At 70.9% G+C, this 14,350-nt stretch carries 15 protein-coding genes and 1 pseudogene; 6 read left to right on the top strand and 10 right to left on the bottom strand.

Going from position 1 to position 14,350, the window contains the following annotated elements; genetic code table 11:
- Window positions 1-94: 94 nt before the first annotated feature.
- From ACFY1H_RS27705 to ACFY1H_RS27680, 6 genes and pseudogenes are all read right to left on the bottom strand, one after another.
- Entirely contained in the window at window positions 95-1,165 is a 1,071-nt protein-coding gene (locus ACFY1H_RS27705; RefSeq protein WP_386950974.1) for an alcohol dehydrogenase catalytic domain-containing protein, read from the bottom strand.
- Window positions 1,166-2,203: 1,038 nt separating this feature from the next.
- Window positions 2,204-2,533 carry a transcriptional regulator gene (locus ACFY1H_RS27700; protein ID WP_354874815.1) on the bottom strand — a complete coding sequence of 110 codons (330 nt, stop codon included), beginning with the start codon at window positions 2,531-2,533 and terminating at the stop codon, window positions 2,204-2,206.
- A gap of 74 nt (window positions 2,534-2,607) precedes the next feature.
- Window positions 2,608-3,429, bottom strand: coding sequence for an LLM class flavin-dependent oxidoreductase (locus tag ACFY1H_RS27695; protein WP_386950970.1), 822 nt, complete (start codon window positions 3,427-3,429; stop codon window positions 2,608-2,610).
- Between the two features lie 69 nt (window positions 3,430-3,498).
- Window positions 3,499-3,558 (bottom strand): annotated as a pseudogene (locus ACFY1H_RS27690) (pentapeptide repeat-containing protein); the annotation flags it as partial.
- A gap of 255 nt (window positions 3,559-3,813) precedes the next feature.
- Window positions 3,814-4,497: a metal-dependent transcriptional regulator gene (locus ACFY1H_RS27685; protein WP_366584269.1), complete on the bottom strand. Its 684-nt coding sequence runs from the start codon at window positions 4,495-4,497 to the stop codon at window positions 3,814-3,816.
- Between the two features lie 111 nt (window positions 4,498-4,608).
- Entirely contained in the window at window positions 4,609-5,049 is a 441-nt protein-coding gene (locus tag ACFY1H_RS27680; protein WP_386950966.1) for a GNAT family N-acetyltransferase, read from the bottom strand.
- 55 nt (window positions 5,050-5,104) lie between these two features.
- Between ACFY1H_RS27680 and ACFY1H_RS27675 the strand changes: the two genes are divergently transcribed.
- Window positions 5,105-5,434 carry a hypothetical protein gene (locus tag ACFY1H_RS27675; RefSeq protein ID WP_366584267.1) on the top strand — a complete coding sequence of 110 codons (330 nt, stop codon included), beginning with the start codon at window positions 5,105-5,107 and terminating at the stop codon, window positions 5,432-5,434.
- A 1-nt stretch (window position 5,435) separates the two neighbouring features.
- Here ACFY1H_RS27675 and ACFY1H_RS27670 read toward each other — a convergent pair whose 3' ends face one another.
- Window positions 5,436-7,028 carry an amidohydrolase gene (locus ACFY1H_RS27670; protein WP_386950962.1) on the bottom strand — a complete coding sequence of 531 codons (1,593 nt, stop codon included), beginning with the start codon at window positions 7,026-7,028 and terminating at the stop codon, window positions 5,436-5,438.
- Between the two features lie 47 nt (window positions 7,029-7,075).
- Here ACFY1H_RS27670 and ACFY1H_RS27665 point away from each other — a divergent pair, with 47 nt between their 5' ends.
- The 4 genes from ACFY1H_RS27665 to ACFY1H_RS27650 are packed head-to-tail and all read left to right on the top strand — an operon-like array spanning window position 7,076 to window position 10,362.
- Entirely contained in the window at window positions 7,076-7,819 is a 744-nt protein-coding gene (locus ACFY1H_RS27665; RefSeq protein WP_386950959.1) for an enoyl-CoA hydratase/isomerase family protein, read from the top strand.
- Window positions 7,816-9,348 (top strand): ATP-dependent acyl-CoA ligase, encoded by a 1,533-nt coding sequence (locus ACFY1H_RS27660; RefSeq protein WP_386950956.1) that lies wholly within the window; start codon window positions 7,816-7,818, stop codon window positions 9,346-9,348. The genes ACFY1H_RS27665 and ACFY1H_RS27660 overlap by 4 nt, the downstream gene beginning before the upstream one ends.
- Window positions 9,345-9,992, top strand: coding sequence for a TetR/AcrR family transcriptional regulator (locus tag ACFY1H_RS27655; RefSeq protein ID WP_366584354.1), 648 nt, complete (start codon window positions 9,345-9,347; stop codon window positions 9,990-9,992). Before ACFY1H_RS27660 ends, ACFY1H_RS27655 begins: the two co-directional genes overlap by 4 nt.
- 46 nt (window positions 9,993-10,038) lie before the next feature.
- Window positions 10,039-10,362 (top strand): hypothetical protein, encoded by a 324-nt coding sequence (locus ACFY1H_RS27650; RefSeq protein WP_220244539.1) that lies wholly within the window; start codon window positions 10,039-10,041, stop codon window positions 10,360-10,362.
- A gap of 100 nt (window positions 10,363-10,462) precedes the next feature.
- On the opposite strand, the gene ACFY1H_RS27645 is transcribed toward ACFY1H_RS27650, so the two are convergent.
- Window positions 10,463-11,632 (bottom strand): acyl-CoA dehydrogenase family protein, encoded by a 1,170-nt coding sequence (locus tag ACFY1H_RS27645; protein ID WP_366584263.1) that lies wholly within the window; start codon window positions 11,630-11,632, stop codon window positions 10,463-10,465.
- Between the two features lie 147 nt (window positions 11,633-11,779).
- Here ACFY1H_RS27645 and ACFY1H_RS27640 point away from each other — a divergent pair, with 147 nt between their 5' ends.
- Window positions 11,780-12,469 carry a 4'-phosphopantetheinyl transferase superfamily protein gene (locus ACFY1H_RS27640; protein ID WP_366584262.1) on the top strand — a complete coding sequence of 230 codons (690 nt, stop codon included), beginning with the start codon at window positions 11,780-11,782 and terminating at the stop codon, window positions 12,467-12,469.
- 51 nt (window positions 12,470-12,520) lie between these two features.
- Here the strand turns inward: ACFY1H_RS27640 and ACFY1H_RS27635 are convergent, their stop codons facing one another.
- Window positions 12,521-13,675, bottom strand: coding sequence for an isochorismate synthase MenF (locus tag ACFY1H_RS27635; RefSeq protein ID WP_386950951.1), 1,155 nt, complete (start codon window positions 13,673-13,675; stop codon window positions 12,521-12,523).
- A gap of 92 nt (window positions 13,676-13,767) precedes the next feature.
- The gene (gene mihF / locus ACFY1H_RS27630) at window positions 13,768-14,079 is read right to left on the bottom strand and encodes an integration host factor, actinobacterial type (protein ID WP_204093133.1); all 312 of its coding nucleotides are present in this window, start codon (window positions 14,077-14,079) and stop codon (window positions 13,768-13,770) included.
- Window positions 14,080-14,350 lie beyond the last annotated feature (271 nt).

Raw genomic sequence — 14,350 nt, 5'->3', positions numbered from 1 at the left:
GTCTTGACACTCCCACACTCGAGTGTCACAGACCAGGTGTCGATCAGCTACAAGATGGACACATGACACGACGGCCGAGGCTCATCACGCTGCGTCACCCGAGCTCGACCTCGTTGATCTCGACCACGGTGACCCCGGCCCGCGCGGGCACAGGGTCGTTCATCGCGGCCAGGGCGGCCGGCACGTCGTCGAGGCCGATCCGCGTGCCGATCAGGCCCGCCAGGTCGATGCCCGACCGCTCGACCACGCTCAGCAGCTCCGGGTACTCGTGGGCCTGCAGGCCGTGGATGCCCACGATCTCCAGCTCGCCGCCGATCACGCGGTGCATCGGGATCGGCGCGACGCCCTGCGCGGGCGGCATCAGGCCCGCCTGCACGTGGCGGCCGCGTTTGCGCAGGCTGCCGACCGACGCGGCGCACGTGGCCGGCGAGCCCAGGCAGTCGAGCGACACGTGGGTGCCGCCGCCGGTCAGCGACCGGACGTGCTCCGCGACCGCTTCCGGCCCGTCGAACGCACCCGCGTCCACGCTCAGCACCGCGCCCGACCGCTCGGCGAGCGCGCGCGCGGCCGGCGAGACGTCCACCGCCACGACCTTCGCGCCCGCCGCCGCGGCCAGCAGCACCGCGGAGATCCCGACGCCGCCGCAGCCGTAGACCGAAACCCACTGGCCGGCACGCACGCCGCCCTGCCGCAGGACCGCGCGGAACGCCGTGCCGAAGCGGCAGCCGAGCGCCGCGGCCTCCGCCGCCGACATCGCGTCCGGCAGCGCCACGAGGTTGGCCTGCGCGTGCTCGATCGCCACGAGCTCCGCGAACGACCCCCAATGGGTGGCGCCCGGCTGGAACTCGTCGTCGCAGATCTGCTGGTCACCGCGCGCACACTGCGCACAACGCCCGCACGCGCACACGAACGGCACGGTCACCCGCGCGCCGACCTCCCAGCCGCGCACACCCGCCCCGACCGCCGCGATCCGCCCCGCCAGCTCATGGCCGGCCACGTGCGGCAGCTTCACCGCGTCGTCGTGGCCCTGCCACGTGTGCCAATCACTGCGGCACACCCCCGTGGCCTCCACCGCGATCACCACCCCACCGGGCAGCACCACCGGATCGGGCACCTCGACCACCTGGGGAACTACCCCGAACTCCTCGATCACCACGGCACGCATGGGACCGATCGTAGAGATCGGCGCCGCACACACTCACGGCGTTCCGGCTCGCCCCTCGGCCCGGGTCGGCTACACGCTCGCGCCTTGCCCACGCTGCTCGACCCGGGTGGGTAGCGCTTTCCCGCCCTGCCCGAGGCAAACAACATGGCCAAGCCGCGCACTCGCGCCCCGCTCAAGTCACTCGACCCGGATCGGCTACGAGCTCGCGCTCTGCCCAAGCTGTTCGAACCCAGGTGGGCCGCGCTTTCCCGCCCTGCCCGAGGCAAACAACATGGCCAAGCCGCGCACTCGCGCCCCGCTCAAGTCACTCAACCCGATCGGTTACGCGCTCGCGCCCTGCCCAAGCTGTTCGAACCCAGGTGGACCGCGCTTTCCCGCCCTGCCCGATGCAGACAACTTTGGCCAGACCGCACACTCGCAGCGTCCCGGCTCGCCCCTCGACCCGGATCGGCTACGCACTCGCACACTGCCCAGCCGCTCAACCCAGGTGGACCGCGGTTTTCCCGCCCTGCCCGAGACAAACAACCCGGCGAAGCCACACACTCGCGCCCCGCTCAGGCCACTCAACCCGGATCGGCCACGCACTCGCACACTGCCCAGCCGCTCAGCCCAGGTGGACCGCGCTTTCCCGCCCTGCCCGAGACAATCAACTTGGCCAAGCCGCGCACTCGCGGCGTTCCGGCTCGCCCCTCGACCCGGATCCGCTACCCACCCGCGCCTTGCCCAAGCAGCTCAACCAGGTGGACAGCGCTTTCCCGCCCTGCCCGAGGCAACCAACCTGGCCAAGCCGCGCACTCGCGCGCCGCCCAAGTCGCTCAACCCCGATCGGCTACGCGCTCGCGCCCTGCTCGGTAGCTCCAGCCGCGCGATTCCGCCCTGCCCAAGCCAGCAAAACCCAGCCCCGACGCGAGATCGCGCCGGTTTCCGGAGGGGGCGGCGCGATCGGCTGCCAGGCCGATCCGGCCGTTCGATCCAGGAGCCTGCTCCCAAAAGCGATCTCGCACGCCTCGGCGGAGCCGAGGCAAACAACACAGCGCGTTATCGGTGCTGAGCGCGTGAGCGCGAAGGACCGAGAAGGCGCCGCAAGGAATTCGGCGGGACACCCAAGATGTCTTCCAAATTCCTTAGGGCCTGCAACGATTCCGGCCGCTCCGGGCGGCACCTCCCCGACTGCCAGTGGCTCAATGTCGCGAGACTCAGGGAAGTTCCCCTGCCACGCAAGCGATATCTGATCCTGTCCAGTCCTAGCCCCCTCGCCCTGATTGCCGCCCGCAGGGCGTCCGCGAACGGGCCGGCCTCGAGCAAACGCCCGAGATCCCGTTCCGCCGTTTCCGCCCTGTCCATCGTCGACGTTCGCTGACCGGTCATCGCACACGCTCCGAACCATGTCGCTTCCCGAAACCTCGGAGCGTAGGCCGGAGTCCGCATGATCGGAAGGGCACTCACCCGCCTGCGGGGAGAGAACGAGCGATCTCCGCAAGGGTTTCCGCGTAGCCCGAATTGACGGTGACGTAGGAAATCCCCCACCGTTCGCGCCACCGGAGAAGAGTTTCCTGTGCTGCAGCCGGGTTTTCCGGCAGAACCGTGACTGCGCCGGCGGCGGCGAGGTCGGGAACATCCACACCGGTGTACTTCGCGATCTGCGGTGCCGGCGCATTTCCGACGGCAATCAAGTTCACGGAAAGTTCGATGTCGGCGAATCGCGTGCCCGCCATTTCGCGGAGGTTGTCCACAATAGAGTCGGCTTCGGATTCCGTCGTCCGGGGTGCCCACGACAGAGTGATCACATCCGCCTCGCGCGCGGCGAGCGCGAGCATCTTCGGGCCGCCGCCGGCGAGCAGCAGGCGCGGCCGCTCGGGCGTCTCCTTGAGGAACGCGATGGTGTCGGCCAGGCGCGCGATGCGCTCACCCGGCGCCGCGAACTCCCGGCCCAGGCGCCGGGCGAACGCATCGGCGCCGGGCCGGCCGACGCCCAGGCCGAGCTCGAAACGGCCGCCCGTCACGCGGTGCAACGTGGACACCTGCCAGCCGAGCTGGCGGACGTCGCGGAACGGGTCGGCGAGCACGAAGGTGCCCAGCGTGAGGCGGCTGGTGACGGCGGCGGCCGCGGGCACGAGAGTGAGCGGGTCGGCGTCGCCGACGGGGTCGGTGGCGAGCAGGGTGTCGAGGCCGAGCTCCTCGACCCGGCGGGCCTGGTCGGTCCAGGCCTTGAGGTCGGGGGCGTACCCGGCGACGATCCCGAAGCGGAACGGTTTGGTGGTCATGGCGCCCATCGTCGGCTCCGACGGGCGTAGCCCACATCCGCCGAGGAGCGACACCGCCACATACGCCCATCAGCGCACGGTCGCTCGGCGCAGGTCCGCACCGCGCAGGCTCGCACGGCGCAAGTTCGCTCAGCGCCGGATCGCACGGCGCTGGTTCGCACGGCGCAGGTTCGCTCAGCGCGGAAACGGCAATCCCAGTTGCCTGTGGACAACTCAGGTGAGCACCGGGTTTTGTCGGTGCACGCCGGTAGAATGGATCTTGGGCGGCCCCCTGGGAGGGTGGGCCCTGCCCTCGGCCCGGCGCTCGGCTCGGCTCGGCTCGGCTCGGCTCGGCTCGGCTCGGCTCGGCTCGGCTCGGCTCGGCTCGGCTCGGCTCGGAACAGCTCAGCGCACAGCGACAGACAGCGCTTGCGCGATCTCCTTGCCGATCGCGTGCGTCGCGGCGTCCGGTGGCTGGCCCACCTTCACGACCATGGGGCCGCCGAACGGCTGGCGCTCCACGACCTCGATGCGCTCGCCCAGGCCGATGGCGTGTTCGGTGAGGTAGCGCAGCAGCTCCGGGTCCGTGTCCCACACCCGCACGATCTCGCCGACGGCGCCGGGCGGCAGGTCGTCCAGAATGCGCATCGGCACCTCTTCGACGCTGCCGTCGGGGGCCGGGATGGGGTCGCCGTGCGGGTCGCGCAGGGGGTTGCCGAGCTTCGCGGCGATGCGCTCGACCAGCCGGTCGGACACGGCGTGCTCCAGTGCGTCGGCCTCCGAGTGGACCTCGTCCCAGGTGTAGCCCAGCTCGGAGACGAGGTAGGTCTCGATCAGCCGGTGCCGGCGCAGCACCGAGCGCGCCAGCAGCCGCCCCTCGGCGGTCAGCTCGATGCCCCGGTAGGGCACGTGGGCGACCAGCCCGAGCTGCGAAAGCTTCGTGACCATGCCCGACGCCGACGAAGGGCTCACCTCGAGCCGTCCCGCCAGAGTCGCGTTGGTCACGGACTCACCGCGTTCGACGAGCCCGTAGATCACGCGCACGTAGTCCTCGACCGACGACGACCTCCGGACGGAACCATCTTCCATACCGCATACGATACGGGCTCACCCCTCACCGTCCGGACGCCGTGGGGGCGCCCGAATGTGGTTCAACGCTGAACGACTCGGGCCGGGCCGGCGTGATCCGGGCAGCGGCGATCACGGCCGCCAGCGGTACCGGATCCAGCCCGGCACAGGCTCCGCACCCAGCTGCGCGTAGAACGCCTCGCCCTTCTCGTTGCCCGCCTGCATGTCCCACTCGACGCGGCCGGTGGTGCGCGACCGCAGCTCGTCGAGCAGCTCGCGACCCAGCCCGTGCCGGCGGTGTTCGGGGCGGATGAACAGGTCGTCGAGCCAGATCCCCGGCCGCGCTTCCCACGTGGAGAAGTTCCAGCTACAGAACGCGAAGCCCGCGACCACGTCCGGGCGGTCCGGCGGCGTCGCGAGCACGACCCACGCCTTGGGCTCGGGCCCGAACAGGTAGCCGCTCATCTCGGCGCGGTCGAGCTTCAGGTCGTGCTTCTCCTCGTACACGGCGTGCTCTTCGATGAGCGCGCAGATCTCTTCGGCGTCTTCGAAGACGGCGTCGCGGACGGGCATGCGGTGAGCCCCAATCTTGTCGGTTCTTGTCGGTGGTGGCGGTTACGGTGCGGACATGAGCCCCGAAGACCGGTTCGAGGACCTGATCGACGAGCTGCTGGGCGGCGAAGACGCCGAAGGCGTCGAGCCGCCGCGGCCCGGAAGCGGGTTCGGTTCGAGTGCCCTGCGCGTGGACAACCGCATCTTCGCCATGCTCGTCCGCGGGCACCTCGTGGTGAAGCTACCGAAGGCCCGCGTCGACGCGCTGGTCGCCGAGGGCCACGGCGTGCGGTTCGACGCGAACAAGGGCACGCCGATGAAGGAGTGGTTCGCGCTCGCCGAGGAGTCGTCGCTCGACTGGCCCGCGCTGGCGCGCGAAGCGTGTGCGTTCGTCGGCAAGCGATAGGTCACGATGCCTCGTAGCGCAGTTCGCCGCCCACGGCCGTGGCGAGCACGCGGAGATCATCCACAGTGGACAGTGGATCACCCGAAAGCACCACGAAGTCGGCCAGCTTGCCCGGCTCCAACGTGCCGAGGTCGTGTTCGGCGAAGGTCGCGTACGCCGAGCCGTAGGTGTACGCGCGCAGCGCCTCCTGCGGGGTGAGCGCTTCCTCGGGCGAGAACGGCGCGCCCGACGAAGTGCGCCGGTGCACCATGTCGGCCAGGCCGAGCAGCGGGGCACCGTCGACGACCGGGCGGTCGGAGCTCGCGGGCAGCACGCAGCCGGCGTCGAGGACGCTGCGCAGGCGGTAGCACCACGGCACCCGGGCCTCGCCGAGGGCCGCGCGCATGCCGTCACCCAGCTCGTTCACGAACCGGCCCTGCGGCGACGCGATCAGGCCCAGCCGAGCCAGCCGAGCCAGCTCCGCCGGCTGCAGCACGGCGCAGTGCTCGATGCGATGCCGGTGGTCTTCGCGCGGCGAAGCGGCCAACGCGGCTTCGTACGCGTCGAGCACCACGGTGATGGCCCGGTCGCCGATCGCGTGCGTCGCGATCTGCCAGCCGGCGTCGTGTGCGAGGCGGATGGTGCGGGCCAGCTCGTCCTCGGGCACCTGGAAGTAGCCGCGGTTGCCGGGCTCGCCCGCGAACGGCTCGTGCATCGCGCAGGTGCGCCCGACCAGCGAACCGTCGGCGAACAGCTTCATCGGGCCGACGCGCAGCCACTCGTCGCCGAAGCCCGTGCGCAGGCCCAGGTCGAGGCCGAACCCGGCGCCGTCGGGCAGGTCGTGGAGCACGCTCGCAGCCACCATCACCGTGCTCCGCACGCGCAGCACCCCGCGTTCGCGCGCCAGCTGGTAGGCCGCGAGCTCGGCCGGTGTCTCCCCGACGAGCCCACCGCCGATGCCGGCTTCCTGCACGCTCGTGATGCCCTCGGACAGGAACTGCTCACTCGCGCGGTCGAGGCCGCGGACCACGGACTCCATCGGCGTCGGGTAGGTCAGCGGCCGCAGCAGCAGCTGGGCCTGCTCGCGCAACAACCCGGTCGGCGACCCGGCGGCGTCGAGCACCACGTCGCCGCCCACCGGGACGTGCGCGAGGTCGAGCTGGTGCAGGACGGCGGAGTTGACCACGGTCATGTGCCCGGACGTGTGCTTGAGCCGCACGAGCATCCCGGGCGCGGCGCGGTCGAGGCCATGGCGGTCGGGGTGCGTGCCGCCGGCCAGCTTGTTCTGGTCGTAACCCCTCCCGATGACCCAGCTGCCGGCGGGCAGCTCGGCGGCCCGCCGCGCCACGGCGTCGTAGACCTCCTCGACGCTGCGGCAGTCACTCAGCGCAACGTCGTCCAGGCCCATGCCGAACCACGCCATGTGGTTGTGGGCGTCGTGGAACCCGGGCACGACGGACGCGCCGCCGAGGTCGATCCGGCGGCGCGCGGACAGCTCCGAGGCGTCTTCACCCAGCGCCACCACCCGGCCGTGCAGCACGGCGAGCGCACTGTCCTCGGTGGCGCTGGCCCCGGTGAGCAGCCGGGCGTTCTCGTACACCGCGTCGACCCGCATGAACGCGACCCTATCGATCGATCGATCGAACGTCTAGGCTCGCTGCCATGAGCACCGTGGACCTCGCCGTCGAGGGCGGCATCGCGCACATCCGGCTGAACCGCCCCGAGCGGCTCAACGCCGTGGCGCCCGTGCTGGTGGACGACTTCCTGACCGCGCTGGACGACGTCGCGCGCAGCACCGCGCGGGTGGTCGTGCTGTCCGGCAACGGCCGCGCCTTCTGCGCCGGCCACGACCTCAAGGAGCCGGCACCCGAAGGCGACTCCCGCGCGCGGCTCGACCGGCTGCAGGACGTGACCCGCAGGCTGCGCGCACTGCCGCAGCCGGTGATCGCCGCCGTGCACGGCTACGCGCTCGGCGCCGGCGCGGAGTTCGCGCTCGGGTGTGACCTGGTGCTGGCCGCCGACGACGCCGTGTTCGGCTTCCCCGAGGTCTCGCTCGGGCTGAGCGTGACGGGCGCGGCCTCGCGCCTCCTGCCGCTGCTCGTCGGACCGATGAAGGCGAAGGAGCTGCTGCTGCTCGGGGAGCGCTTCGACGGCCTGCGCGCCCACGACCTGGGCCTGGTCAACGCCGCCGTGCCCGCCGCGGAGCTCATGACGCTGGCGTTGGGCTGGGCCGAGAAGATCGCGCACCACCCCGCCGAGGCCGCCACCATGGCCAAGCGGGCGCTCGACTCCGGCATCGACCACGCGCTGGAATCCGCGCTGGAGCTGGAGGTCAGCCACGCGCTGATCACCGAGCACTCGGCCGCCGCGCGCGAGTCCACCGAGGCGTTCCGGAGCCGTGCGTGAAGCCCCTGCAGCAGGCCGACACCCTCGTGGCGCTGCTCGACCGAGCCGCGCAGCTGTGGCCGGAGCGCACGGCGTGGGTCTTCGACGCGACGGGCGAGCAGTTCACCTTCGCCGACGTCGACGCGCGCAGCGGCCGGTTCGCCACCGCGTTGCACGAGCTGGGTGTGCGGCCCGGCGACCGCGTGGCCGTGATGCTGCGCAACCAGCCGGAGTTCCCGCTGCTGTGGCTCGCACTGGCGAAGCTCGGCGCGGCGCTGGTGCCGGTGAACACGAACTACCGCGAGTTCGACGGTGCCCACGTGCTGAGGCACTCCGGCGCGCGGTTCGCCGTGGCGGCCGACGAGTTCGTGGAGCTGCTGGAGAAGATCGCGCCGGACACCGCCGTGGAGCGGGTGCTGACGCCGGCGGACCTGAGCGCAGCCGAAGCCAGGCCCGCCACGGACGTTGTCGCCGAGCAGCCCGTGAACATCCAGTACACCTCCGGCACCACCGGTGCCCCGAAGGGTTGCGTGCTGCCGCACCGATACTGGACCACGCTGGCGATCAGCCTCGCCACGGATTTCCCCGCCGTGGGCGAAGAAGACGTGCTCCTGACCGCTCAGCCGTTCCACTACATCGATCCACAGTGGAATGTCGCGTTGGGACTCGCGGGCGGCGCGACACTCGTCGTGCTCGACCGCTTCCACCCGTCCACGTTCTGGGCCAAGGTGCGCGAGCACGGCGTCACGTGGTTCTACTGCCTCGGCCTCATGCCCACGCTCCTGCTTCGCCAGCCGCCGCACGAAGACGACCGCAACCACCGCGTGCGCGCGATCTGCGCGTCGGCCATCCCGCGCGACCTGCACGCCGAGCTGGAACAGCGGTGGGGCGCGCCGTGGTACGAGGCGTTCGGCATGACCGAGACCGGCGGCGACATCCGTGTGCCGGAGGCCGACCACGACGTCGCCGTGGGCACCGGCTGCATCGGCCGGCCCAGCCGCGACCGCGAGGTGATGATCGCCGACGAGCACGGGAAACCCCTGCCGCGCGGCGAAACCGGCGAGCTGCTCATCCGCGGCATCGGCCTGATGCACGGCTACCACGACGACCCGGAAGCCACCGCGCGCGCGTTCGCCGGCGGCTGGTTCCACACGGGCGACCTCGCGCGCATGGACGCCGAGGGCCGCGTGTTCTTCGTGGGCCGCACGAAGGACATGATCCGGCGCAGCGGCGAGAACGTCTCGGCCGACGAGGTGGAACGCGCCCTGCTGCTGCACCCCGCCGTACGGCTGGCCGCCGTGCTCGCGGTGCCCGACGAGCTGCGCGGCGAAGAGGTGAAGGCCTACGTTGTCCGCGAAGGCGAGGTGACGCCCGAAGAGCTCGCCGAGTTCTGCGCCGGGAAGCTGGCGTACTTCAAGGTGCCGCGCTTCTGGACCTTCGCCGACGAGCTGCCACTCACGCCGTCCGAACGCGTCGCGAAGGGCGAGCTGCGGAAGGTGGCGGACCTGCGCGCCGGCTCGTGGGACCGGACCACGGGGGCGTGGCTGTGAGCAGCGGCGAACGCGTGCGCGCGGCGGCCGTGAAACTGTTCGCCGCCAAGGGTTTCCACGGCACGGGCATCCGCGACCTCGCGAGCGAGGCCGAGCTGTCGTCAGCGAGCCTGTACCACTACATGGGCACCAAGGAGGACCTGCTCGTCGAGATCATGACCACCGCGTTGCGGCGGCTGCTCGACGCGGCGGGCAAGGCCACCGCCGGTGCGGCCGATCCGGTGGCGCGCCTGCGTTCGCTCGTCGCGCTGCACGTGCTCGCGCACGCCGCGCGGCCCGCCGAAACCCGCGTGGTGGACAACGAAGTCGACGCGCTTTCGGATGCCGCGCGTACGCGAGTCGTCGCTCTGCGGGACGAATACGAGGACTTGTGGGCGCAGGCGATCTCCGACGGCGTCGCCGCGGGCGTGTTCCACACCGCACACCCGGCGGTGACGCGCCTGGCACTGCTGGAGATGTGCAGCGGGGTGGCGCGCTGGTACTCGCCGCTGGGGCCGTTGCCGCTCGAAGAGCTGGCCACGCACTACGCGGAGCTGGCGCTGGGTGCACTCGGTCACCCCGTCGCCGTAGCCGTTCCCGATCTGCGACAGTGCCTGGAAGTGGTCGCCCAGGTGTGGGACATGCCTGTTCAGCCGGGGTTTTAGCGTCCTACGCCTTGCTGATTGGGCGAACGTGGGGGACGCTCGAAGGGTGACTGAGCAAACGATCCAACTGGAACTGGACGACTCGGGTCTCGCACCTAGCCTGCCCGCTCCAACAAACCCCCGCGACCAGGTACAGGATGTGCCGTATCGCCCGGTCGAGTTCCGTGACGACGATCTGCCGACCGCACTCGAACGCTGTGCCGTGTGGCTGCGTCAAGCTCAGGAGTGGCTCGGTGAACCGCTCGACGTGCTGGCGATTCACCTCGACTACGACGACCGCCAGGGTTCTCCCTACTACGACGTGAAGGTGCTCTGCAACGAAGAGGACCTGGCCGGCGTCCCCATCGCCCTCCGCAACAGCAGCAAGTGATTCGCTGAGAACACCGTTCACCCACTGAAGGCCTCGTGGCCGGACACACGTCCCGCCACGAGGCCTTCACGGTTTTCTTACACCATCGTTTCTTACCGCGTCAGCCGAGCGCGCCGCCGACCTTCACGTGGCCCTTGAGGAGGTTGCGCGCGATGGTCCGGCGCTGGATCTCGTCGGTGCCCTCGTAGATGCGCAGCAGCCGCAGCTCGCGGTACCAGCGCTCCACCGGCAGCTCTCGCGTGTAGCCCATGCCGCCGTGGATCTGCAGCACGCGGTCGACGATCTCGTTGGCCTTCTGGCCGCCGTAGAGCTTCGCCATCGACTGCGCGTGGCGCGAGTCCATCTTCTGGTCCACCTGCCACGCGGCGTGCAGCACGAGCCAGCGCAAGGCTTCGAGCTCCACGCCGGAGTCGGCGATCATCCACTGGATCGCCTGGCGTTCGGCGATCTTCTGCCCGAACGTCTCGCGCGTGTTGGCGTGCTCGATGGCCATGGAGATCAGGCGCTCGCACGAACCGATCGCGCGGGCGGGCAGCAGGTAGCGGCCCTGGCCGATCCACTGCATCGCGAGCTCGAAGCCGCGGCCCTCTTCGCCGAGGATCTGCGTTTCGGGCACGCGCACGTCCTGGAACACCAGTGCCGCCGGGCCCCACTCGCCCATCGTGTCGATGTACTCGGACTTCCAGCCCATCTCCCGGTCGACGAGGAAGCAGGTGACGCCGCCGTTGGCGCCCTTCTCCGGGTCGGTGATGGCGAAGACCATCACGAAGTCGGCCTCGTTGCCGCCGGTGATGAAGGTCTTCTCGCCGTTGATGATCCAGTCGGAGCCGTCCTTGCGCGCGGTGGTGCGGATGGCCTTCGCGTCGGAGCCGGCGCCGGGTTCGGTGATGGCGAAGCACGACTTGCGTTCGCCGGAGATCGTCGGCAGCAGGTAGGTCTGCTTCTGCTCTTCGTTGGCGTGGAACAGGATGTTGTCCGCGGCGCCGCCGAAGCGGAACGGCACGAAGGTGCGGCCCAGCTCGGCCTCCAGCAGCGCGGCCATCACGGCCGACAGCCCCATGCCGCCGTACTCCTCCGGCGTGAGCACGCCCCAGAAGCCGGATTCCTTGGCCTTGAGCTGCAGCTCGGTCAGCTCCTCGGCCGTGACCCCGGGCTGGCCGGCGCGCTCGCGGCGGAGCACCTCCTGCTCACGCGGCACGAGCTCGCGCTGCACGAACGTGCGCACCCAGTCGCGCACTTCGCGTTCTTCGGTGCTCAGGGTGAAATCCATCGGGTCGTCCCTTTCCAAGCCGTCCGGCTAAGCGCTTGCTTACCCGAGGGTACCGCGTTGTCTCGGGGTCCCCCTAGTACCCGGCCGGTTACCGTGACAACGCGCCTCGGCGCCGGGAAGATCGAGGGTGGACGAGGAGGGTGCCAGGTGACGCAGATCGTGGTCCGGTGGTCGGAGCCGCTGGCAGCGGAAGACCGCTTCCTGCGGCTGCTCGACGAGCTCGAGCGCGGCCGCTTCGAGGCCTACCGGCTGGAGCTGGACAAGCGCCGTTTCCTGACCGGCCGCGTGCTGGCGAAAACGCTCACCGCGGCACGCCTGGGCGTGCCCGTGGAGTCCGTGGTCTTCGACGCCACCTGTGAGGACTGTGGCAAGCCCCACGGCCGACCCCGCGTGCCTGGCTCGGACCTGACGCTGTCCATCTCGCACTCGGGCCAGCTCATCGGCGTGGCGGCCACCGACGGCGTGCCGGTGGGCCTGGACGTCGAGACCTCTTCGCGCCGGGCCGACAAGTCGCTCATCGAGTACGCGTTGAGCCCGGCCGAGCAGCAGGCCGTGGCCGGGTTGGCGGAGACGGAGCGATCCGCCGCCTTCTTCGTCTACTGGACCCGCAAGGAGGCCGTCATGAAGGCCACCGGCAAGGGCCTGAAGATCCCGCTGCAGAGCATCACGTTCTCGCCCTACGACGCCCCGGCCGAGCTGGTCTCCTCCGGCGACCCGGCCCTGGACCCCGCCCGCACCCGCCTGGCGGACCTCAAGGCGACCGAGGGCCACCGCGCGGCCGTCGCGGCCCTCACCACGGAGACGCTGGAGGTCACCGAGGAGCACTGGCTCCCCTGACGGCCCGCGCACCCGCGCCAGGCGGCGCGAGGCGGGACAGCGGGCGGTCGGTTAGTCGAGGCCCATCGCGCCCAGCAGGGTGCGGAACTTCGCGATCGTCTCGTCGAACTCCGCCTGCGGGTCCGAGGCCGGCACGATGCCGCCGCCCGCGTACAGGCGCATCGACGTGTCCGCCACCTCCGCGCAGCGGATCGCCACGGCCCACTCGCCGTCGCCCGCCGCGTCGACCCAGCCGACGGTGCCGGCGTAGTAGCCGCGATCGAAGGGCTCCAGCTCCTGGACCAGGTCGCGCGCGGCGCCGGTCGGGGTGCCGCAGATGGCGGGCGTGGGGTGCAGGGCCGCGGCGAGGTCGAGAGCGGTGACGGAGCGGTCGACGAGCTCGCCGGTGATGGCCGTGCGCAGGTGCCAGATGGCGGGTGTCGACACGAGCTCCGGGGCCGGCGGCACGTCGAGCTTGCGGCAGAACGGCCGCAGCGCCTCCACGACGTAGTCGATCACCACGGCGTGCTCTTCCTGGTCCTTCGCGGACGCCAGGAGGGCCTCGCCGTTGGCGCGGTCCGCGACGGGGTCCGCCGAGCGCGGCATGGACCCGGCGTGCGGGGTCGTGTACACGGAGTCGCCGGCGCGGGAGAGCAGCAGCTCGGGCGTGGCGCCCACGAGCGTGCGCCCGCCGGGCAGCTCGGCGGCGTAGGTGAAGTGGCGCGGGTTGCCGCGGGCCAGGTTGCGCACGATCTTCTCGACCGGCACCGGCGCGGCGAACTCGAGCTCCAGCGCGCGGGCGAGCACGGCTTTGCGCAGGCCACGGTCGCGCAGGGCCGCCACGGCGGCCCGCACGTTGGCCTTGTGGCCCTCCTCGGACGGCACCTCACGGGTGACCGCCGGGGCGGGCAGGTCTTCGGACGCGGCGACAGCACTGCCTTCACCCTCGGCCTGTGCCCGGTGGACCGTGCGTGGCAGGACGAGGTGACCCGGCGTGGTCGTGCCCGGGCCGGTGTCGAAGGGCAGCACCCCGACCGCGAGCGGCACACCCGAGCTGGTCAGCTCTTCGGCCACGGTCCTGGCCAGCCGCCGTGGATCCGTGTCGGTCACGGCGGCGACCGAACCCTGGGCGAGGAGTGCTCGCCGGGCCGTCGCGAACAGGAAGTCGCCGCGCTGGTAGCGGACGGTTGTCTCGACCGGGGTCGCCGGTGCGGTACTGGTCGTCACCGCTCCAGCGTCCCAGGATCCGGGAGCTCCGCGGGGAAAGTGTTGCCAGAAGAACACCTTCGGCGCACTTTCCCCGCGGTCGTCCCGGAGTGCTACTTCAGCGCGTCGATCAGAGCTTCGCGCTGGCGCTCGCCGAGGCCCGCGGCCCGGCGGTCGGGGTCGATCCCCGCCTGCTCGAGCAGCGCGGCGACCTTGACCGCGCCCAGGCCGGGGACGGCCTTGAGCAGCTGGGTGACCTTCGTCTTCCCGATGGTCTTGTTCTCCTTGGCCTGCTTGAGCACCTTCTCGATGCTCGTGGTGCCGGACTTGATCGACGCGAGCAGCTCCGAACGCGCCTTACGAGCCTCTGCCGCCTTGGCGAGGGCCTCGGCGCGCTGCTCCGGAGTCAACGTGGGCAGAGCCAACGTAGTGTCCTTTCCTCTCAGGTCTCCGCTTGCGCGGCCGACGGCTTTTTTCCGATGCTTGCAAGCGCAAGCGCTGGCCAGCCGTCTCTTACCACGGCCCCAGTAAACGCCACACCCTCGAAGAGCGCGCAACCGACACGCACTTATCACCCTCCGACCACCCGGTGGACAAGTCACGAAGGGACCCCTCGCAGCCTGCGGAAACGTCAGACGTCCCTCGTTTTCGGCACCATTCCCTCACCCGAATGAGGCTCTATTTCAACACGGTTAC

The sequence above is a fragment of the Amycolatopsis sp. NPDC001319 genome, from assembly GCF_042896185.1.
Lineage (GTDB): Bacteria > Actinomycetota > Actinomycetes > Mycobacteriales > Pseudonocardiaceae > Amycolatopsis.
This window is presented reverse-complemented; position numbering and strand designations above follow the sequence as displayed.